Source organism: Actinacidiphila sp. bgisy144 (assembly GCF_057708105.1).
Genome location: NZ_JBYIRM010000006.1, coordinates 187014 through 207847, shown reverse-complemented (window position 1 = coordinate 207847; position 20834 = coordinate 187014). Strand labels below are relative to the sequence as shown.

At 74.3% G+C, this 20834-nt stretch carries 17 protein-coding genes; 14 read left to right on the top strand and 3 right to left on the bottom strand.

Translation table 11 applies throughout. The features are described 5' to 3' along the window. The 9 genes from AC3EVP_RS09640 to AC3EVP_RS09600 all read left to right on the top strand — a co-directional run bounded on the left by AC3EVP_RS09640 (position 1) and on the right by AC3EVP_RS09600 (position 7903). Positions 1-651, top strand: a complete 651-nt coding sequence (locus tag AC3EVP_RS09640) for a riboflavin synthase (protein WP_435128107.1) — start codon at positions 1-3, stop codon at positions 649-651. An 8-nt stretch (positions 652-659) separates the two neighbouring features. Further along, positions 660-1334: a nicotinamide mononucleotide transporter family protein gene (locus AC3EVP_RS09635; RefSeq protein ID WP_335976271.1), complete on the top strand. Its 675-nt coding sequence runs from the start codon at positions 660-662 to the stop codon at positions 1332-1334. Further along, positions 1331-2812, top strand: coding sequence for a 3,4-dihydroxy-2-butanone-4-phosphate synthase (gene ribB / locus AC3EVP_RS09630; protein WP_435128105.1), 1482 nt, complete (start codon positions 1331-1333; stop codon positions 2810-2812). Before AC3EVP_RS09635 ends, ribB begins: the two co-directional genes overlap by 4 nt. Beyond that, complete coding sequence (gene ribH / locus AC3EVP_RS09625; RefSeq protein ID WP_335976003.1) at positions 2809-3294, top strand: 6,7-dimethyl-8-ribityllumazine synthase; 486 nt, start codon at positions 2809-2811, stop codon at positions 3292-3294. The genes ribB and ribH overlap by 4 nt, the downstream gene beginning before the upstream one ends. A gap of 58 nt (positions 3295-3352) precedes the next feature. Next, positions 3353-3625: a phosphoribosyl-ATP diphosphatase gene (locus tag AC3EVP_RS09620; protein ID WP_335976008.1), complete on the top strand. Its 273-nt coding sequence runs from the start codon at positions 3353-3355 to the stop codon at positions 3623-3625. A 133-nt stretch (positions 3626-3758) separates the two neighbouring features. Then, positions 3759-4607 carry an ATP phosphoribosyltransferase gene (gene hisG, locus AC3EVP_RS09615; protein ID WP_435128102.1) on the top strand — a complete coding sequence of 283 codons (849 nt, stop codon included), beginning with the start codon at positions 3759-3761 and terminating at the stop codon, positions 4605-4607. Beyond that, entirely contained in the window at positions 4604-5101 is a 498-nt protein-coding gene (locus AC3EVP_RS09610; RefSeq protein WP_435128100.1) for a PH domain-containing protein, read from the top strand. The genes hisG and AC3EVP_RS09610 overlap by 4 nt, the downstream gene beginning before the upstream one ends. 268 nt (positions 5102-5369) lie before the next feature. Next, entirely contained in the window at positions 5370-6776 is a 1407-nt protein-coding gene (locus AC3EVP_RS09605; protein ID WP_435128098.1) for a hemolysin family protein, read from the top strand. Then, on the top strand, positions 6773-7903 hold the full coding sequence (locus AC3EVP_RS09600) for a hemolysin family protein (protein ID WP_435128096.1): 1131 nt from the start codon (positions 6773-6775) through the stop codon (positions 7901-7903). The genes AC3EVP_RS09605 and AC3EVP_RS09600 overlap by 4 nt, the downstream gene beginning before the upstream one ends. A gap of 93 nt (positions 7904-7996) precedes the next feature. Here AC3EVP_RS09600 and AC3EVP_RS09595 read toward each other — a convergent pair whose 3' ends face one another. Both AC3EVP_RS09595 and AC3EVP_RS09590 read right to left on the bottom strand, forming a co-directional pair. Further along, on the bottom strand, positions 7997-9922 hold the full coding sequence (locus AC3EVP_RS09595; RefSeq protein WP_335976023.1) for an AAA family ATPase: 1926 nt from the start codon (positions 9920-9922) through the stop codon (positions 7997-7999). A gap of 511 nt (positions 9923-10433) precedes the next feature. Beyond that, positions 10434-11051 (bottom strand): uridine kinase family protein, encoded by a 618-nt coding sequence (locus AC3EVP_RS09590; protein ID WP_335976273.1) that lies wholly within the window; start codon positions 11049-11051, stop codon positions 10434-10436. Positions 11052-11160: 109 nt separating this feature from the next. Between AC3EVP_RS09590 and AC3EVP_RS09585 the strand changes: the two genes are divergently transcribed. The 5 genes from AC3EVP_RS09585 to AC3EVP_RS09565 all read left to right on the top strand — a co-directional run bounded on the left by AC3EVP_RS09585 (position 11161) and on the right by AC3EVP_RS09565 (position 18817). Next, the gene (locus AC3EVP_RS09585) at positions 11161-12300 is read left to right on the top strand and encodes a M24 family metallopeptidase (protein ID WP_335976025.1); all 1140 of its coding nucleotides are present in this window, start codon (positions 11161-11163) and stop codon (positions 12298-12300) included. Positions 12301-12458: 158 nt separating this feature from the next. Further along, a complete protein-coding gene (locus AC3EVP_RS09580) occupies positions 12459-13883 on the top strand; it encodes a C39 family peptidase (RefSeq protein ID WP_435128094.1) in 1425 nt (474 codons plus the stop codon). Positions 13884-14102: 219 nt separating this feature from the next. Continuing rightward, positions 14103-15350, top strand: coding sequence for a chitinase (locus AC3EVP_RS09575; RefSeq protein ID WP_435128092.1), 1248 nt, complete (start codon positions 14103-14105; stop codon positions 15348-15350). A gap of 312 nt (positions 15351-15662) precedes the next feature. Next, entirely contained in the window at positions 15663-16481 is an 819-nt protein-coding gene (locus AC3EVP_RS09570) for an SAM-dependent methyltransferase (protein ID WP_435128090.1), read from the top strand. A 155-nt stretch (positions 16482-16636) separates the two neighbouring features. Then, the gene (locus AC3EVP_RS09565) at positions 16637-18817 is read left to right on the top strand and encodes a putative bifunctional diguanylate cyclase/phosphodiesterase (protein ID WP_335976278.1); all 2181 of its coding nucleotides are present in this window, start codon (positions 16637-16639) and stop codon (positions 18815-18817) included. Between the two features lie 33 nt (positions 18818-18850). On the opposite strand, the gene AC3EVP_RS09560 is transcribed toward AC3EVP_RS09565, so the two are convergent. Then, positions 18851-20638, bottom strand: a complete 1788-nt coding sequence (locus AC3EVP_RS09560) for a serine/threonine-protein kinase (protein ID WP_435128088.1) — start codon at positions 20636-20638, stop codon at positions 18851-18853. Positions 20639-20834: the final 196 nt, after the last annotated feature.

The following is a 20834-nucleotide window of genomic DNA, read 5'->3' as shown; positions in this document are numbered from 1 at the left end:
GTGTTCACCGGAATCGTGGAAGAGCTGGGCGAGATCACCGCCGTCGAGGACCTGGGCGACGCGTCCCGCTTCACCGTGCGCGGCCCCGTCGTCACCGAAGGCGCGAAACACGGCGACTCGATCGCCGTCAACGGGGTCTGCCTGACCGTGGTGGACCTGCCCGAGGGCGCCTTCACCGCCGACGTGATGGCCGAGACGCTGGGGCGCTCCAGCCTGGGCGCGCTCACCCCCGGCTCCCGGGTCAACCTGGAGCGGCCGATGGCGCTGGGCGGCCGGCTCGGCGGCCACCTGGTGCAGGGCCACGTGGACGGCACCGGCACGGTGCTGGAGCGGGTGCCCGGCGAGCACTGGGAGATCGTCAAGGTCGCGCTGCCGGCCCCACTCGCCCGCTACGTGGTGGAGAAGGGCTCCATCACCGTGGACGGCGTCAGCCTGACCGTGGTCGACGCGGGGGCGGACTTCTTCACCGTCAGCCTCATCCCGACCACGCTCGCGCTGACCACACTGGGCGTCAAGCAGCCCGGCGACCCGGTCAACCTCGAGGTGGATGTCATCGCGAAGTACGTCGAGCGGATGCTCGGCGCGGGCGCGGTCCCCGGTGACGGCCTCGGTGACGTGCTCGGTGGCGGCGTGGCGGAGGCCGGGCGGTGAGCGGCGTCGTGCACTGGCTGAACAGCGAGGCGTTCACCGCCTTCGACCAGCACGTGGTGTGGTCCGACATGATCGGCAACCTGCTCGGCCTGTTCGCGCTCGCGCTCGGCTGGCGGCGGGCGATGCTGACCTGGCCGGTCCAATTGCTCTCCGGCGTGGTGCTGGTGGCCGCGTTCTGGGGCGCGCACCTCGGCGGCGGCGTCGGCAAGCAGCTCGTGGTGATCACCGTCGCCGTCTGGGGCTGGTACCAGTGGCGGCGCGGCTCCGGCGGGCGCACCGGCCGCCTGTCCATCCGCTTCGCCACCTGGCGGGAGCGGGCGGTGCTGGTGCTGGCCACCGGCCTGGGCACCGTGGCCGTCGCCTCGCTCTTCCTCGCCTACCCCAAGCTGTCGTGGAACCCGTGGCCGGACGCGTACATCTTCGTCGGCACGCTCGCCGCGATGTACGCGCAGGCCCGCGGCTGGGTCGAGTTCTGGTTCGCGTGGCTGGCGGTCGACCTCGTCGGGGTGCCGCTGAACTTCCACAGCGGGCTGCCCTTCTCCGGCCTCGTCTACATCATCTACTTCGTCCTGGTGATCGCCGGGATGTACTCCTGGTGGCAGCAGACCCGGCGGGCCGGCGGCGAGCGGGGCGGCCCGCGGCCGAGCAAGCCGGTCGCCACCGTGGAAGGAGCGCGCGCATGACGGCCCTGACCGCACCCCACGACCACCGGCGCCGTACGGAAGCCGCCCCGGGCGGACCCGAGCCGCTCGACGGGCTGCTGCTCGACCCGGTCGAGCGGGCGATCGCCGACATCGCCGCCGGCCGCCCCGTCGTGGTCGTCGACGACGAGGACCGGGAGAACGAGGGCGACCTCGTGGTGGCCGCCGAGAAGATCACCGCCGAGACCGTCGCCTTCATGATGAACGAGTGCCGCGGGCTGATCTGCGTGCCGATGGAGGCGCCGGCGGCCGAGCGGCTGGAGCTGCCGCAGATGGTGGCGGCCAACACCGAGTCGATGCGCACCGCGTTCACCGTCTCCGTGGACGCGAGCGCCGCGCACGGCGTGACCACCGGCATCTCCGCGGCCGACCGCGCCACCACCATCCGGCTGCTCGCCGACCCGGCCGCGCACCCCGGCGACTTCGTCCGGCCCGGCCACGTCTTCCCGCTCGCCGCCCGCCCCGGCGGAGTGCTGGCCCGCCCCGGGCACACCGAGGCCGGGGTCGACCTCGCCCGGCTCGCCGGACTGCGCCCGGCGGCCGCCATCGTGGAGATCACCCGCGAGGACGGCAGCATGGCCCGGCTGCCGGACCTGGTCCCCTTCGCCCGCAAGCACGGCCTGGCGATCATCTCGATCGAGGCGCTGATCGCCCACCGCCGCGCCGCGCGGACCGCGCAGCCCGCCCCGGCCGCTCCGGCCGTGGCCCCGTCGGAGCAGCCCGAGCAGGCGGCCCCGAACGAGCCGAACGCCCCGAACCAGCCGGCCGCGGCTGCCGTGGTGCGGCGGGAGGCCGGCACCCGGCTGCCCACCGCCTACGGCGAGTTCCGCGCGTACGGCTACCGCGGCACCGTGGACGGCGCCGAGCACGTCGCGCTGGTGGCCGGGGACCTCGGCGACGGCGGCGACGTCCTGGTCCGGGTGCACTCCGAGTGCCTGACCGGCGACGTCTTCGGCTCGCTGCGCTGCGACTGCGGCCCGCAGTTGCAGAGCGCGCTGCGCGAGGTCGCCGCCGCCGGCCGCGGCGTGGTGGTCTACCTGCGCGGCCACGAGGGCCGCGGCATCGGCCTGATGTCGAAGCTGCGGGCGTACGAACTCCAGGAGCGCGGTCGGGACACCCTGGACGCCAACCTCGAACTCGGCCTGCCCGCCGACGCCCGCGACTACGCGGCCGCCGCGCAGATCCTCGCCGACCTGGGGGTGCGTTCGCTGCGGCTGCTGACGAACAACCCGGCGAAGTCCGCCGCGCTGGCCGGGCACGGCCTGGACGTGCTCTCCCGCGAGCCGATGCCCGTCACCGCGGGCGAGCACAACGCCCGCTACCTGCGCACCAAGCGCGACCGGATGGGCCACGAACTGCCGTGGCTCGACGGCGCGGCGACCGTACCGACCCCCCTGAGCGACCGGTCGGCGACCGACCGGTCCCGTACCGACCGAAGCACCACCGGAGGAGAGAAGTGAGCGGCAAGGGCGCCCCCGAGTTGACCGTGAAGAACTGCGGGGACCTGCGGGTCGCCGTCATCGCGGCGCAGTGGCACACCCAGGTGATGGACGGCCTCGTGGACGGCGCGGTCCGCGCGCTGCGCGACCTCGGGATCGAGGAGCCGACCCTGCTGCGGGTGCCGGGCAGCTTCGAACTGCCGGTCGTCGCCAAGGTGCTGGCCGGCCGCGGCTACGACGCGATCGTGGCGCTCGGGGTGATCATCCGCGGCGGCACCCCGCACTTCGAGTACGTCTCGCAGGGCGTCACCGCCGGGCTCACCCAGGTCGCCGTGGAGACCGGGGTGCCGGTCGGCTTCGGCATCCTCACCTGCGACAACGAGGAGCAGGCGCTCGCCCGGGCCGGGCTGCCGGGCTCCACGGAGGACAAGGGCCACGAGGCGGTGACCGCGGCGGTCGCCACCGCGACCACCCTGCGTTCGGTCTCCGAACCCTGGCGGTGACCAGCATCCGAACCGTGGCGGTGGTCCCCGGCCGCTTCCCCGTAGGCTAGGGACCACCATGGCTGACAAGACATTCGAGGAGCTGTTCAGCGAGCTCCGGCAGAAGGCCGCCACCGGCGACCCCAGCACCTCCCGCACCGCCGAACTCGTCGGGAAGGGCGTGCACGCGATCGGTAAGAAGGTCGTCGAGGAGGCCGCCGAGGTGTGGATGGCGGCCGAGTACGAAGGACCGGACGCGACCGCCCTGGAGATCTCGCAACTGCTTTACCACGTCCAGGTGATGATGGTCGCGCGCGGGATCTCCCTGGAGGACGTCTACGCTCATCTCTGAGCGCCGCCCCCGCCGGTCCCTCCGGTCCGGCCGACCCGCCCCGCCCGTACCCCCTTGCCGTACCCGCACCACCGTCCGCGCCGTCCCCGGCGCCCGCTCCGGCACCACCCACGAGGAAAAGGAACCCGACCCCATGCTCCGCATCGCCGTACCGAACAAGGGCGCACTGTCCGGACCTGCGGCGGCCATGCTCCATGAGGCCGGGTACCGCCAGCGCAAGGAGTCAAAGGAACTCGTCCTGTTCGACAACGTCAACGGCGTCGAGTTCTTCTACCTGCGCCCGCGGGACATCGCGATCTACGTCAGCTCCGGCCGCCTCGCCATCGGCATCACCGGCCGCGACCTGCTGCTGGACTCCGGGGCGAACGCCGAGGAGATCCTCCAACTGGGCTTCGCCCGCTCGACGTTCCGCTACGCCGCCAAGCCCGGCACCGCGAGCGCCGTGGCCGACCTGGCCGGGCTGACCATCGCCACCTCCTACGAGGGCGTGGTCGGCAAGCACCTCGCCGACAGCGGGGTGGCCGCGTCCGTGGTCCACCTCGACGGCGCCGTGGAGACCGCGATCCAGCTCGGGGTCGCCCAGGTCATCGCCGACGTGGTGGAGACCGGCACCTCGCTGCGCAACGCCGGGCTGGAGCCCTTCGGCGAGCCGATCATGGAGTCCGAGGCCGTCGTCATCCGCCGCACCGGCGCCGACGCCGAGGACGCCGACGTGCGGAAGTTCCTGCGCCGCCTCCAGGGCGTCCTGGTCGCCCGCCGCTACGTGATGATGGACTACGACATCCGCGTGGAGCAGGTGGAGAAGGCCGTCGCGCTCACCCCCGGGCTGGAGTCGCCCACCGTCTCCCCGCTGCACCACGAGGGCTGGGTCGCGGTCCGCGCGATGGTGCCCACCGCCGACGCGCAGATCATCATGGACCAGCTCTACGACCTGGGCGCCCGCGCCATCCTGACCACCGGCATCCACGCCGCCCGGCTGTGACGGTGCCCGCCGATCCGGCGCAGCACCCGGCGGCCACCGCCGCGCGGTACGACCTGCCGGTGACCTTCCGGCCGGTCGTCACCCGCGCGGTGCTGCTGGTCCTCGCCGTGGCGATCGTGGTGGTGCTCACCGCCGTCGCCGTCCTCATGCCGCACGAGGGCGCCTCGCCCTGGAGCACCGCCGAGCGCGCCACCGTGGTCGGCACGGCGGTGCTGATCGGCGCGGGGCTGACGCTGCTCAGCCGGCCCAAGGCCGTCGCCGACCCGGACGGGCTCACCGTGGTGAACCTCACCGTGCGCCGCCGCCTGGCCTGGCCGGAGGTGCTGCGGGTCAACCTCGGCCACGGCGACGCCTGGGTCCGCCTCGACCTCGCCGACGGCACGACCCTGGCGGTGATGGGCATCCAGCCCGGCATCGCCCCCGCCCGGGCGCTGCGCGACGCCCGCCGGCTGCGTGAGCTGGTCGAGGCGCTGGGCGAGGCGCCCGCGGTGTGAGCCCGGCGCACCCCCCGGCGGGCGATGGCCGGGTGCCCCTGACGGCGGCGGCGCGCCGCCGGGTGGGCACCGTCACTTCGCGGCCGGGCCCGCAATGACTACCCTGGATTCCCGAGCGCGCCCCTTCGCGCGCTTCCCACCCCGGCGCCGCCCCGCGCGGCACCCACCCGAGGAGTGACACTCACACCCCGATGGACGAACCGTCCGGTAGTACATGCGCCGCCCCTCCCGCCCGGGACTCCCACCGGAAACGCGGGGCGGCGGCCTCATGAGCACCTCGTTGCTGCTGCTCGCAGCGGCGTTCGTACTGATCCTCGCCAACGGCTTCTTCGTCGCCGCCGAGTTCGGCCTCGTGACGGTGGAGCGCCCGGCCGCCGAGCGCGCCGCGGCCGACGGCGACCGCAGGGCCCGCAGCGTGGTCGCCGCTCTGCACAAGCTCTCCTTCCAGCTCTCCGGCACCCAGCTCGGGATCACCATCACCTCGCTGGTGGTGGGCATGCTGGCCGAGCCCGCCCTCGGCGACCTGCTGGAGGGGCCGCTGCGCGCCGCGGGCCTGCCGGACGGGGCCGCCCCCGGGTTCGCCGTGGTGATCGGCATGATGGTCGCCTCCGGGGTGCAGATGGTGATCGGCGAGCTCGTACCGAAGAACTGGGCGGTCTCCCGGCCGCTGGCCGTCGCCCGTATGGTGGCTGGCCCGCAGCGGGCCTTCTCGCGAGCCTTCCGCCCGGTGATCGAACTGCTCAACCGCGCCGCGAACCGCCTGGTGCGGATGCTCGGCGTGGAGCCCACCGACGAGCTGGACTCCGCCCGCACCCCGGGCGAACTGGTCTCGCTGGCCCGGCACTCCGCGCTGGCCGGGGCCCTGGAGCCGGACACCGCCGACCTGTTCGTGCGGACCCTCTCGCTCGGCGACCTCACCGCGGAGAACGTGATGACGCCCCGGGTCCGGGTCAGCGCCCTGGAGGACACCGCGACCGCCGCCGACGTCCTGAACCTCACCCGCGCCACCGGCCTGTCCCGGTTCCCCGTCTACCGCGAGCGGCTGGACGACACCACCGGCATGGTCCACCTCAAGGACGCGCTCGCCGTCCCCGCCGACGCCCGCGCGCGCACCCCGGTGTCCCGGATCGCCGTCGCCCCGCTGCTGGTGCCCGAGACGCTGCCGGTCCAGCAGCTGCTGGAGCTGCTGCGCAACCAGCAGCCGATCGCGGTCGTGGTCGACGAGTACGGCGGCACCGCCGGCGTGGTCACCCTGGAGGACATCGTCGAGGAGCTGGTCGGCGAGGTCCGCGACGAGCACGACGGCGTCGACCTGCCCGAACTCGCCCAGGCGCCCGCCGAGGACGGCCACCCGGCCTGGACCGCGGACGGCGGCTGCCGGATCGACACCCTGGCCCGGATCGGCCTGGCCGCGCCCGAGGGCCCCTACGAGACCGTCGCGGGCCTGGTCGCCGACCTGCTCGGCCGCATCCCCGAGGTCGGCGAGACCGCCGAGCTGCCGGGCTGGCTGCTGCGGGTGGAGGACGTCGTCCACCACCGGGCCGAACGCGTCCGGATCGTGCGGACCACCGCGCCGGACGACGACCCCTGCGCCGACGGGCCGGGGGACGCTGCCGAGCGGGCCGGCGCGCCCGCCGCGATGGCCGCCGCCGTCGAGGAGGGCGAGCACCGATGAGCCTGCTGCAACTCCTCTTCGCGGTCCTGCTCGTGCTCGGCAACGGCTTCTTCGTCGGCGCCGAGTTCGCGCTCGTCTCGGTGCGACGCAGCCAGATCGAGCAGCACGCCGCCGAGCAGCGGGCCGCCCGTACCGTGCTGTACGGGCTGGAGCACCTGCCGCAGATGATGGCCGCCGCGCAGTTCGGGGTGACCGTCTGCTCGCTGACCCTCGGCGCCGTCGCGGAGCCGACCGTCGCGCGGCTGGTGGAGCCGGTCTTCTCCGCCGCCCGCGTCCCGCACGACCTGGTGCACCCGATCGGCTACGTGCTGGCGCTGGCGATCGTGGTCTTCCTGCACCTCGTGATCGGCGAGATGGTGCCGAAGAACCTGGCGATGTCCGACCCGGAGAAGGCCGCGCTGCGGCTCGCCCCCGGGCTGGTCGGCTTCGCCCGGGTCTTCCGGCCGGTGATCGCGGTGCTCGGCGCGTGCGCCCGGCTGATCCTGCGGGTCTTCCGGGTCGAACCGAAGGACGAGGTCGACGCGGTCTTCACCAGCGCCGAACTGACGGTGCTGGTCGAGGACGCGCGCGCGGCCGGGCTGCTCGACTCCGACGAGCAGGAGCGGCTGGAGGACGCCCTCGAACTGGGCTCCCACCCGGTCGCGGAGGTGCTGCTCACCCCGGACGAGCTGGTCACGCTCGGCCCCGCGGCGACCGCCCGGGAGGTCGAGGCGCTGACCGTGCGGACCGGCTACTCCCGCTTCCCGGTCGCCGCCGACGGCTCCAGCGCCGCCGGCTACCTCGGCTACCTGCACGTCAAGGACATCCTGGACGTGGAGGACCCCGACCAGCCGGTGCCGCAGCGGCTGTGGCGCCCGATGACCACGCTGCGCGCCGACCTCCCGCTGGACGACGCCCTCACCGCGATGCGCCGCGCCGCCACCCACCTCGCGTCCGTCACCGACGGGCAGGGGCGGGTGCTCGGCCTGGTGGCGCTGGAGGACGTGCTGGAGATGCTGGTCGGCGAGGTCCGCGACCCCGCGCACCGGTCCGCGCCGCGGAAGAACGCCGCGGGCAGGCGCGCCGGCACGGTGCCGGTGCCGGGGCCGGCCCAGTCCGGCGGGGCGGCCGGCGAACTCGTCCGCTGAAGCGCACCCGGGCCGGTAGGCGGGCCCGGCCCCGCGCCCGGGTCGATGCTCGTACCGCCCGCCCGCCGTACCGCCCCGCCCGCCGGATCGGCGCTATTCCGCCGGTTCGGCGGGCGGCGGGGTGCCCGGGCCGCGGCCGGACAGCACCTCGCCGTACGCCTGCATCAGGTCCGGCAGGCGCAAGGTCGCCAGCTCCGCCCGGCCGGGCGTCGCCGCGTACTCCGACAGGCGCAGGTCGCGGTAGGCGCAGCTCTTCTCGTACAGGGTGCGCAGCAGGCGGCCGTTGCCCAGCTCGTCCACCCAGCCCTGCTCCACCACATGGCCGTTGATCGCGGCCAGCTCCTCCAGCGCCTCGTCGTCCCAGCGGTCGCCGTTCTCGCCGGCGAGCACCTCGCCGATCCGGGTCAGCTCGTGCGGGCGGTAACTGGGGAAGTCGACCCGGGTGGTGAAGCGCGAGCCGAGCCCGGGGTTCGCCGCGAGCAGCCGGTCCATGCCCTCGGGGTAGCCGGCGAGGATGACCACGAGCCGGTCGCGGTTGTCCTCGGCGCGCTTGAGCAGCACCTGGAGCGCCTCGTCGCCGTACGCGTCGCCCTTGCTGTAACCGGAGTTGGACAGCGCGTACGCCTCGTCCACGAAGAGCACGCCGCCCAGCGCGGAGTCGATGAGCTCGTTCGCCTTCACCGCGGTCTGCCCGAGGAACTCGCCGACCAGGTCGGAGCGTTGGGCCTCCACCAGGTGGTCGCCGCCGAGCAGGCCGAGGGCGTAGAAGACCCGGCCGAGGATGCGGGCGACGGTGGTCTTGCCGGTGCCGGAGGGGCCGGAGAAGACGAAGTGCCGTTTCGGCGGCTGCACCGGCAGGCCCTGTCCGGCGCGCAGCCGGGCCATCCGCAACTGCGCCGACAGCGCCCGCACCTGGCGTTTGACCGGCTCCAGTCCGACCATCCGGTCCAGCTCGGCGAGGGCCTCGGCGAGCAGCGCCGGGTCGGCGCCGCCGAGCGGCAGTCCGGCCGCGGCCGCGGTGCCGGCGCCGCCGGGCAGGGTGGAGAAGCGGCCGCGCACGGCGTCGCCGGGCGGCCCGGCGATCAGCAGCGACTCGTCCCACTCGGCCTCGGCGCCCGGACCCGGGCCGGCGGGCGCCGACGGGTCGGCCGGGAAGTCGGCGGGGTAGCCGCCGTCGGGCTCGCCGTACTCGGGTACGGCCTGGCCGCTCCCGGCGAGCGACACCGCGGCCAGGCCCGCGGCCTCGTCGAGGCCGTCGTCCGACTCGTGGATGGCGGCGAGCCGGGCGGCGGTGTCCATGAAGGCGGGGTCCACCCGGTGCACGGCGCGGTAGAGCGGCACCGCGGCGGCGCTGCGGCCGGTGCCCTCGTAGGCGCGGGCGAGCCAGTAGCGCAGCTCCTTGCGCTGCGGCTGCTCGCTGCGGCAGCGCATCAGCGCGGCGGACAGCAGCGGTTCGGCCTGGCCGCACATCTCCAGCCGGACCCGGGCCATCCCGCCGAACAGTCCGGCCTCGATGCCCAGCACCGGGTCGCCGAGCAGGGGTTCGGTGTGCCGGACCAGGCGCTCCCAGTCCTTGGTGAGATAGGCGCGGCAGGCGTGCAAGAAGCGCACCTGCGGGTCGGTGTCGACCGGCGGGCAGTCGGCCAGCGCCCGGTCCAGCTCGGCGACATGGCGGCCGTCCAGCCAGTGCGAGGCGTGGGCCAGTTGCAGGTCGCGGCTGGTCTCCAGCACCGGCTGCACCCACCAGCCCAGCCAGTACCAGGAGTTGAGGGTGCGGCGGTGGGCGGCGCGCTGCTCGCCGAAGCGGTCGCGGTGCTGGTACATCCGCAGCAGCGCGGTGGCGGTGTCGGCGCGCAGCGCGTGCAGGCCCAGCCACGCGTCGGCCATCCCCGGGTCCAGCCGCACCGCGTCCCTGAACTCCTCCTCGGCCTGCGCGTAGGCGCCCATGGTGTACGCCTCGACCCCGCGCAGCCAGGCCAGATCGGCCGGGGCACCCGGGCGCTCAGTGCCGAAGTCCATCAAGTCCCCACCACTCCGTCCCCCCGCCTCGCGGACACGCACGCTCCAACCCGTGGCCAACGGGCGGGAGTTGAGCAGACTGCGATCCCCCCAGGCACCGCACCGACCCCTGCGCGCATGGTACCCGCGATGGTCGGATCGCCGTAGGGTGCGCAGCCAAGCCACAGGGGAGGGGCGGGGCGCGGCAAAGGACGCGGTACGGCGCCGGTTCGTGACGGTGGGTGAGGGGCGCGGTGGCGCGCGCGGCGCGGCAGAACGCGCGGAAAGCAGGACGGAGCCCCTGATCACGGGGGAACAATCAGGGGCTCCGTGTCTGCTGAGCGGCTGCTTCGTGCCGCTGGTTGAAAACGTAATCTCTGGGTACCCGGCCGGTCAAGCGATCACGGCCGTCCGATCGGGGGGAAATTCGAGGCGGTCGCCGAGCGGATGCGACCGCCTGCCGACCGTGTTCGACCGCATCCGACCGGTTGCTTCCGGCGGCGCCGGTTCGCGGCACGCCGGCACCGGAGGGTCACATTCCGTGACCGCGGGCGGGGTGGCGGCCCGGCTGCGCCGCCGGCCCCGGCGCGAACCGGTAGCCGCCGTCGGAGCCCTGGTCCTGACGGACCAGCAGGTCGGCGTACGGGCGGGTCGGGTCGGCGGCGAAGTGCGCGTCCTCCGCGCTGCTCCACCCGGTCCAGAACGCGGTCAACTCCGGCCCGTCCCGGCGCAGTCCGCGCCGGTGCGCCTCGGCCGGGCCGACCTCCAGCCACAGCACGAGCGCGAGGTGCGGGCGCAGCGCGGCCCGGCCGGTGCCGACCCCCTCCAGCAGCACGTACGGCGCCGCGGGCACGCGGTGCTCGCCGTCGAAGCGCCGGGCGTGCCAGTCGTAGACCCCGTGCGCGGCGTCCCGGCCCGCCCGCAGCGGCGCGAGCACCTGCGCGGCCAGCCGGTCCGCCCAGTCGAAGGGCTCCTCGTGGGTCGCCAGGTCGTCGGTGTGCACCACCGGGCAGCCGCCCAGCGCCGCCGCCAACCGCCCGGCGAGCGTGGTCTTCCCGGCCCCGGCGTGCCCGTCCACCGCGATCACCCTGCTGCGGCCGCACGACGGGACCAGCCCCGCCATCCCCGCGACCAGCTGCGCCAACGTCATATCCGCCACCCCGCGACCATACGGCCCCACCCACCGAACCGCCCGCGCCGCGGGCCGGTGCGGCGCGTATGTTCGCCCGCCGCCGCGGGGGCACGGCTACCGTAGGGGCGTGAGTCAATCCACTGGCACGGCCGGCGCGGCCGAACTGTTTCCGCCGGAGCGACTGGACCGGGCCCGGCAGGCCGCCGGCGACGCCGGGCTCGATGCGCTGCTGGTCTCCCCGGGCGCGGACCTGCGCTACCTGACGGGCTACCAGGCCCTGCCGCTGGAGCGGCTGACCTGTCTGGTGGTGCCCGCGGACGCCGACCCGTTCCTGGTGGTGCCCGCGCTGGAGAAGGCGGCCGCCGAGGCGTCGCCGGCCGGTGCGCTGGGCGTGGAGATCGTCGGCTTCGCCGAGACCGACGACGCCTACGCGATGATCGCCCGCCGGCTGCCGCCGCACACCGCCCGCTTCGCGGTCGACAACCACATGTGGGCGGAGAAGCTGCTCGCGTTCCAGGACGCGCTGCCCACCGCGCAGGCGGGCCTGGCCGGTGACGTGCTCTCCGTGCTGCGGATGCGCAAGACGCCCGCGGAGGTGGCGGCGCTGCGCCGGGCGGGCGCGGCGATCGACCGGGTGCACCGCAGGATCGGCGAGTGGCTGCGGCCGGGCCGCACCGAGCGGGAGATCGCGGCGGACATCGCCGACGCGATCCTGGCGGCCGGGCATGTCACCGTCGACTTCGTCATCGTGGGCTCGGGGCCGAACGGCGCCAGCCCGCACCACGAGGTCTCCGACCGGGTGGTGAAGGCCGGCGACCCGGTCGTGGTGGACATCGGCGGCACCACCCCCGACGGCTACTGCTCGGATTCCACCCGCACCTACGCGGTCGGTCAGCCGCCCGCGGAGTTCCGCGAGTTGTACGAGGTGCTGCTGGCCGCGCAGACCGCGCAGACCGAGGCGGTCCGCCCCGGGATCACCGCGCAGGCGCTGGACGCGGTCGGCCGGGACCGGATCGCCGCGGCCGGCTACGGCGCGCACTTCATCCACCGCACCGGCCACGGCATCGGCCTGGAGACGCACGAGGAGCCGTACATCGTGGCGGGCAGCGCGCGGGCGCTGGAGCCGGGCATGGCGTTCTCGGTGGAGCCGGGGATCTATCTGCCCGGGCGGTTCGGCGCGCGCATCGAGGACATCGTGGTGTGCACCGAGGACGGCGGGGAGCGGCTCAACCTGACCGGGCGTGACCTGGTCGTTCTTCCAGCGTGACCGTCAGTGGTATAGGCCAATAATGATCCGTCCGGGAACACGGCAACCCTGGTGAACGGCCCGTCCAGCGACGATAGTGGTCGGCACCCGCCGTGCCCCGACAGGGCCCGGCCGGGCCATCTCCCGTTCACGTCGAGGGGAACCGAGGTACCACCCACATGACCAGTAACGCGCCCCGGCGTGCCGTGCTGACCGCCGCGCTCGCCGCCGCGGCCACCGTCGCCGCCTCGAACGCGCAGACCGCCTCCGCCGCGCCCGCCGGCAGCGGGACGCCCGCCGCCGGAACCCCCGCCGGGCAGCCCGCGGGCGGCAGCGGCACGGGCGCCGCCGCGGACGACCCCGCGCCGGTGGACTACCACGCCTGGAGCACCCACGCCGACTGGAACACCGGTGAGCACCGGGGTACCGAGCCGGTGCCCGGCTCCCGCGCCGGGGTGCGGATCGCCCGCCCGGCCGGCACGACGGACTACGCCGACCCGCACACCGGCAGGACCGGTACGTACGAGTACGCCACCTGGACCTCCCCGCGGCGGCAGCTCCCGCACCCGGCCACCGAACTGGTCTCCTCCTGGAACGCGCACACCCCCGCGGGCACCTGGCTGCAGGTCGAGCTGCTGGGCACGTACACCGACGGCACCGCCACCCCCGCCTACGTGATGGGCCGCTGGACCTCCGGCGACAGCGACGACGACATCCGCCGCACCTCCGTGGACGACCAGAGCGACGACGTCAGCAGCATCTACACCGACACGTTCGCCATCGACGACGCGAGCGCGGGCAAGCTGCTCGCCTCCTACCGGCTGCGGGTCACCCTCTACCGCAAGCCCGGCACCAAGGACACGCCGACGGTGTGGCGGGCGGGCGCGTTCGCCTCGGACATCCCCGACCGCTACACGGTGCCCGCCTCCGTGCCGGGGCTGGACGGCGCGGTGGAACTGCCGGTGCCGCGCTACTCGCAGGACATCCACAAGGGCCAGTACCCGCAGTACGACAACGGCGGCGAGGCGTGGTGCAGCCCCACCTCCTCCACCATGGTCATCGAGTACTGGGGCCGCGGCCCGAGCGCGGCCGACCTGGCCTGGGTGGACCCCTCCTACGCCGACCCGCAGGTCGACCAGGGCGCCCGCTACACGTACGACTACCAGTACGAGGGCTGCGGCAACTGGCCGTTCAACGCCGCCTACGCGGCCACCTACCAGGACCTCCAGGGCGTCGTCACCCAGCTGCACTCGCTGAACGACATCGAGCGCCTGGTGAAGGCCGGCATCCCGGTCATCACCTCCCAGTCGTTCCTGGCCAGCGAGTTGGACGGGGCGAACTACAGCACCTCCGGCCACCTGATGTGCATCGTCGGCTTCACCGCCGAGGGCGACGTGGTGGCCAACGACCCGGCCAGCGCGGACGACGACGCGGTGCGCAACGTCTACCGGCGGGCGCAGTTCGAGACGGTGTGGCTGCGCACGAAGCGGATCACCGCCAGCGGCTCGGTGGGCTCCGGCTCCGGCGGTGTGGCCTACCTGTACTTCCCGGTGAAGCCGAGCCCGGGGCAGCGGCGCGCGCTGGAGTCCGTGGGCGTGGTCTGAGCGCGGGGGCCGTACCTGCCCGCACCCGCTCGCTTCCGTACCGGCCCCCGTCCGGCGCATCCCGCGCCGGGCGGGGGCCGGTTGGCGTGCGGGCGGGGCGGGCCGCCCGCACTGGTAGAGACCAATTTGTGGGTTGACCCAAAGGTCTGGACCAACCTATTGACGTGTTCGGATCACCGCAGGAACCTGCTGGGACGTTCCCCCCACAGGAGGTCCGACGTGAACCGTCTCAAAGCCCTCGGCACCGGAGTGGCCGCCGCGCTGCTGGCCGCCGCCGGGCTGGGCACCGCGGCTGCCCTCGGCACCGGCGAGGCCAGCGCGGCCCCCACGGCCAGCGCGCTCAGCAGCAGTTGGTACGCCGCCGCGCCCTACCTGATGCCGCTGGACAACAACCCGCCGGACGCCACCGCGATCATGGACGCCAGCGGCCTGAAGGCCTTCCAGCTCGCCTTCATCCTCGCCCCCAGCGGCGGCGGGTGCAGCCCCACCTGGGGCGGCACCAACCCGGTGTCCTCCGACACCTCGGTCGCGGCCACCATCTCCGCGATCCGCGCCAAGGGCGGCGACGTGTCGGTGTCGATCGGCGGCTACGGCGGCACCAAGCTCGGCCAGGCGTGCTCCGACGCGGCCTCGACCGCGGCCGCCTACCAGCAGGTCGTCGACAAGTACCAGCTCAAGGCGATCGACTTCGACCTGGAGGAGCCGGAGTACGAGAACACCGCGGCCGTCGCCAACGAACTGGGCGCCGCGAAGATCCTCCAGCAGAACAACCCCGGCATCTACCTCTCGGTCACCACCCCGGGCACCTCGGCCGGCACCGGCTGGTTCGGCACCCAGATGCTCGACGAGGCCAAGTCGATCGGCTTCACCCCGAACAACTTCTCGATCATGCCCTTCGACGGCGGCTTCGACAACGGCGCCGCCTCCCAGACCGCGGCCCTGACCGCGTTCAACAGCCTGCTCCAGAGCACCTTCGGCTGGAGCGCCGCGACCGCCTACGCCCACGAGGGCTTCTCCGGCATGAACGGCCGCAGCGACACCGGCGAGTACTTCACCCAGGCGGACTTCCAGACCGTGCTGGACTACGCCACCAGCCACGGCATGGGCCGCTTCACCTTCTGGTCGCTCAACCGCGACCGCCAGTGCAGCCCGCCGGACAACAACGGCAGCACCTCCGGCTCGTGCAGCTCGGTCGCCCAGAACTCCTGGGACTTCGCCAAGTACTCCGTGGAGTTCGCCGGCGCGACCCCGCCCACCGGCACGCCCACCGACACCCCGACCACCACCACCCCGCCGGCCGGCGGCAGCTGCGCCGACGTGGCGGCCTGGAGCGCCTCCGCGGTCTACACCGGCGGCGACGAGGTGTCGTACGGCGGCCACAAATGGCTCGCCCAGTGGTGGACCACCAACGAGCAGCCCGGCACTACCGGCGAGTGGGGCGTCTGGAAGGACGAGGGCTCCTGCTGAGCCGTTAAGGACCGTACACCGACGAGCGGTTCATCTTTAGAAGCACTCATCCGATCACCGTCCGCGCGATAAGGTCGGGCCCGGGGCGCTCAGGCGCCACGGGCCCTTCCTGCTGGGTGCGCGTCTCCGCAGGTGCGCGTATCCGCATCGGTACATGCCGGTGCCAGCCGAGCAAAACGGACCTCGCGTTTCCGGCGATGTGCTTCACTCCGAACAAGTGATCAGTAATCTCGGTCGAGCATCCGGGAGTCTGCCCGATCCGGCCTCTGCCCGCCTGCCGCGTCCGCACTCCCACGACCTGGAGCACCGACCGTGACCGACCGACCGTCCTGGGCCCCGCAGAACATCGACATCACCGTTCCGAGCGTGTCCCGGATCTACGACTACTTCCTGGGCGGCTCGCACAACTTCGAGGTCGACCGGGAAGCGGCCCGGACCGCGCTGAAGGCGCTGCCGGGGATGCCCAAGATCGGCCAGGCCAACCGCGCGGTGATGCGCCGCGCCGTCAACTACGCGCTGGAGCAGGGCATCACCCAGTTCCTCGACATCGGCTCGGGCATACCCACCTTCGGAAACGTGCACGAGGTCGCCCAGGAGACCCACCCCGGCGCCCGCGTCGTCTACGTCGACAACGACCCGGTGGCCGTCACCCACAGCCGCGCGGTGCTCGCCGGGAACCCCGACGCCGACATCGCCGCGGCCGACCTGCGCGACCCGCGCTCCATCCTGGAATCGCCCCAGGTCCGCCGCCTGCTGGACCTGGACCGGCCGGTCGCGCTCATGCTCATCGCGGTGGTGCACTTCCTGTCCGACGACGACCGCCCCGGCGAGATCATCGCCACCCTGCGGGACGCCCTCGCCCCCGGCAGCATCATGGCCATCACCCACGCCACCCCGGCGGAGTCGACCGGCCAGTCCGACGCGCAGCGCGACGTCGCGACGGTCTACCAGCGCACCGCGAGCCCCCTGGTGCACCGCACCGCCGACGAACTGCGCCCGCTCTTCGCCGGGTTCGAGATCGTGGAACCGGGCATCGTGCACCTGCCCCACTGGCGGCCCGACACCCCGCCCGCCGACGACGACGACCCGGTGGTGCTGCTCGGGCTCGCCGGTGTGGGGTTGAAGGCGTGAGCACCAAGGCGGCCGGCGACGCGGCGCGCCGAGCCGGCACCCGGCCGGCCGCCGCCCCCGCGGACGGGCCGGCGGTCGCCGCTCCCGGAACGGCCCCCGACCACGCCCCCGAACCCCCGGCCGCCGCCGGCGCACCGGGCCGGGCCGAACCCGAGGTGCTGGCGCACGCCGACCCCGAGCTGTGCGCCCGGGCCGCGGCCGACGACAGCCTGCGCCGCTTCGCCGCCATCTGGGCCCGCGCGGTCTACCCGCTGACGGCCACCTCCATGACCCGGGCCGAACTGGAGGCGTACCTGCGGCCGTTGGCCCGCGTGCTGCGGGACGCGCTCAGCGCCGACCGGTTCGACCCGCGCACCGCGGTCCCGGTCGGCGCCGCCCTGGTCGACGCGCACTGCACCGACCCCGAGGCGCTGCCCAGCATCCTCGGCGTCATCGACGCCTACCTGGTGCTGTACTGCCCGCCCGGCGGCCTGTCCGCCGACGAGACCCGCGCCCGCTGCTCCCGCCTCCAGCACGCCGTGGCCGTCGGCTTCTCCCAGGCGCTGCGCGAACGCACCCTGCACGAGCAGGAGTCGATCTCCCGCGCCGCACTGGCCGCCCAGGCCGACGCCGAACGCGCGCTGGCCGCCAGCGAGGCCCGCTTCCGCGCGGTCTTCGAAGGCGCCGCCATCGGCATCGGCATCGCCGACCTCGACGGCCGCGTCCTGGAGATCAACGACGCGCTCAGCCGCATGTTCGGCGGTGAACGGCACGTCATGCAGCGCACCGTCCCGGAGTGGACCCACCCGGACAACCCCGCGGTGATCAGCGCCCTCAACGGCGAGATGCTCCGCGGCGAGCGCGACGGCTACCACACCGAGAAGGCGTATCCGCGCGCCGACGGCTCCGTGCTGTGGGGCAACCTCCAGGTCTCCGTGCTCCGCGACAGCGCCGGCGCCCCCCAGTACCAACTGGCCCTGCTGGAGGACATCACCGAGCGCCGCCAACTGCTGCAACGGCTGCGCCACGAGGCCACCCACGACGCGCTGACCGGCCTGCCCAACCGCGCCCTGTTCTTCGAACGGCTCGACCAGGCGCTCGCCGACCAGGACGCGCCCGACGGCGGCGAGGCGGGCGCCGGGCGCCGGATCGGCCTGTGCTACCTGGACCTCGACGGCTTCAAGGCGGTCAACGACAGCCTCGGCCACGCCGTCGGCGACCAGCTGCTGGTCGCCGTCGCCGACCGGCTGCGGAACTGCCTGACCTCGCCCGACCAGCTCGTGGCCCGGATCGGCGGCGACGAGTTCGTCGCCCTGTACACCGACCCGCCCAGCCTCGACGCCGTCACCGACCTGGCCGGCCGCATCCTGGAGGCGTTCGCCACGCCCGTCCTCGTCGACGGCCGCGAACTGCCGGTGCACGGCAGCATCGGTATCGTCCTGACCCCGACCGCCGAGCACGCCGCCGCCGACGTGCTGCGCAGCGCCGACATCACCATGTACCGGGCCAAGGAACTGGGCGGCAACCGCTACGAGGTCGCCGACCCCGACGCCGACGCCCGCGCCATCACCCGGCACAGCCTCACCAACCGGCTGCCCGGCGCGCTGGAGCGCGGCGAGTTCTTCGTGGAGTACCAGCCGCTCATCGGGCTCAGCGACGGCGTGGTGCACGGCGCCGAGGCCCTGGTCCGCTGGGGCCACCCGGTGCACGGCGTGATCGGCCCGGACCGCTTCATCCCGCTCGCCGAGAACACCGGGCAGATCGTGCCACTCGGCCGCTGGGTGCTGGAACAGGCGGTCCGGCAGGCCGAGGTGTGGCAGCGCAACCACCACGGCGCCCGCCCCCCGCGGGTCAACGTCAACCTCTCGCCGATCCAGCTCCACCACCCCGACCTGGTCGCCGAGGTCACCCGGGTGCTGGACGACAGCGGCCTGCCGCCGGACGCGCTGTGCCTGGAGGTCACCGAGAGCGCGCTGATCGGCGCCGACCAGGACGCGCTCAAGCCGCTGCGCCGGATCGCGGACCTCGGTGTCGAGATCGCCCTGGACGACTTCGGCACCGGCTACTCCAACCTCTCCTCGCTGCGCTGGCTGCCGGTCAGCGTGCTCAAGCTCGACCGCGCCTTTACCCGGGGGATGAGCCACCACCCGGCCGACCCGGTCGACCTGAAGATCGTCGAGGGGATCGTCTCCCTCGCGCACGGCCTGGGCCTGTCCGTCACCGTCGAGGGCGTGGAGACCAGCGCCCAGGCCGGCTACCTGCGCGACCTGGGCTGCGACACCGGCCAGGGCTGGTACTACGGCCGCCCCGCGCCGCCCGAGCAGATGGGCACCCTGCTGCTCGCCGACGCGAGCTGACCGCCCGCGCCGGTCAGCTCTGCTCGGTGCCGGTCAGCTCTGCTTGCTGAACGTGCTGGGGGCGCCCACCGACAGGTCGGTGTAGTTCGTCAGCGCCAGCGTCCGGCCGTCGCCGCCGAGGGTGAGGGTGTACACGCGCACCCCGGAGCACACGGTGCCGCTGGACGGGTCGGACGGGGTGCTGGACACCGTCTGGAACTCCAGCGTCGAGCCGTCCTGCCCGGTGTAGCCGAGCGTGTCGACGCAGCCGATGTCGGCGCCGCCGAACAGGTCGGTCACATGGGTGACCTCCTTGCCGACGACACTGCCGCGCGCGCCGCCGGTGAAGGTGATGGTGACCTTGGCCTTCCCGGTGAGCGAGGGCACGCCCGGGCCCACGCCGTACCAGGTGCCGATCCAGGCGGCGGGCAGATCGTCGCCCGAGCTTCCGGAGCCGTCGCCGGTGCCGGACGCGGTGCCTGTGGGGGCGGTGGTGCCGGGGGGCGTGGCGGCGGGGGTCCCGTCGGCGGCGTCGTCGCTCCCGCCGGAGTGCTGCCGCCAGCGGTAGGCCGCGACGGAGCCGGCCACGACCAGGACCACGGCGACCGCGGCCGCCACCGCCACCGTGCCGCCGCGGCGCCCGCGGCCGGGGGCCGCGGCAGGCCCCGAGGGGCCGTGCGGACCGCTCGGTGGCGCATACCCGCGCGGCGGTGCCTGCGGCCCCGGTACGGGCGGCTGAGGGCCCGTCGGAAGGCCCTGGCCCTGGTAGGCGGGGTGGCGGAAGGTCGCGGACTCCGGCCCGTACGGCGTGGTGGCGGCCACCGGGGGCGCACCGGGCGCGGCGGCTTTCGGGGCGGTTGGCTGATCGGTGTGCGGAGCGGCCGGTGAACCGGCCGGGGGATCAGCTGGGGGATTTGCCGGGGGAGCCGCGGCCAGCGCGGCCCGCATCTCCGCCTCGCGCGCGTCCAGTTCGCCTGCCAGCCCCGGCGGCAGCAGGCCGCCCCACGGCGGCGGCGCGGACATCTGCCCGGCGCCGCCCAGCAGTTCGGCCGCCGCCGGCGCCGCCGGCCGCTTCGCCGGGTCTTTGGCCAGCAGCGCGGACACCGCCGGCAGCAGTTCGGCGGGCACCCCGGTCAGGTCCGGGTCCTCGTGCACCACGCGGTAGAGCAGGGCGGCGGTGGAGACGGTCTCGCCGGGGTGGTGGAAGGGGCCGCGGGCGGTCGCCGCGTAGACCAGCACCGCGCCCAGCGCGAACAGGTCGCCCGGCTCGGCCGAGCCGCCGGACGTGGCCTGCTCCGGCGCCATGTACCCGGGCGAGCCGATCATCGCACCGGTGCTGGTGTGCCGGGTGTCGTCGGCGGCCCGGGCGATCCCGAAGTCGATCAGCAGCGGCCGGGCCCGCGCCAGCAGCACGTTCGACGGCTTCACGTCGCGGTGCGCGAGGCCCGCGCGGTGCACCGCGTGCAGCGCCTCGCACAACTGCGCGCCGAGCGCCACCACGCTCCGCGCGGGCAGGGGGCCGTGCGCCCGTATCCAATCCGCGAGCGACGGCGCGGCCACGTACTCCGTCGCCAGCCACTTCGGGCTCGCCCCCTCGGGGGAGTAGTCGACCACGGCGGCCGTCCACGGCGAGCGCACCCGGTCCGCGTTCCTGATCTCGCGGGCGAACCGCTCGCCGAAGGACGGGTCGAGCCCGAACTCCGCGCGGACCGTCTTCAGCGCCAGCGGCCGCCCCGCGACCGTGCGGGCGAGGTAGACCTGCCCCATGCCGCCCGCGCCCAGCCGGGCGAAGAGCGGATAACCGCCCACCGACCGGGGATCGGACGCCTCCAAGCTCTCCATGCGCAGCAGCGTACGTGGCCTTCCGCTCCGTTCGCGGGTGTCCGACGGGTTCGCCCGCGCGGCCCGGACCGCCCGGGCGCCGAACCAGGGGACGCGGCGGGTCGCCCCCGCGGTTGCGGCCCCCGCAGGCGGCCGGTGGCGGCCGGTGGCGCCCCGTGTCGGCCGGTGTCGCCCGGCGGCACCCGGTGGGTGCACC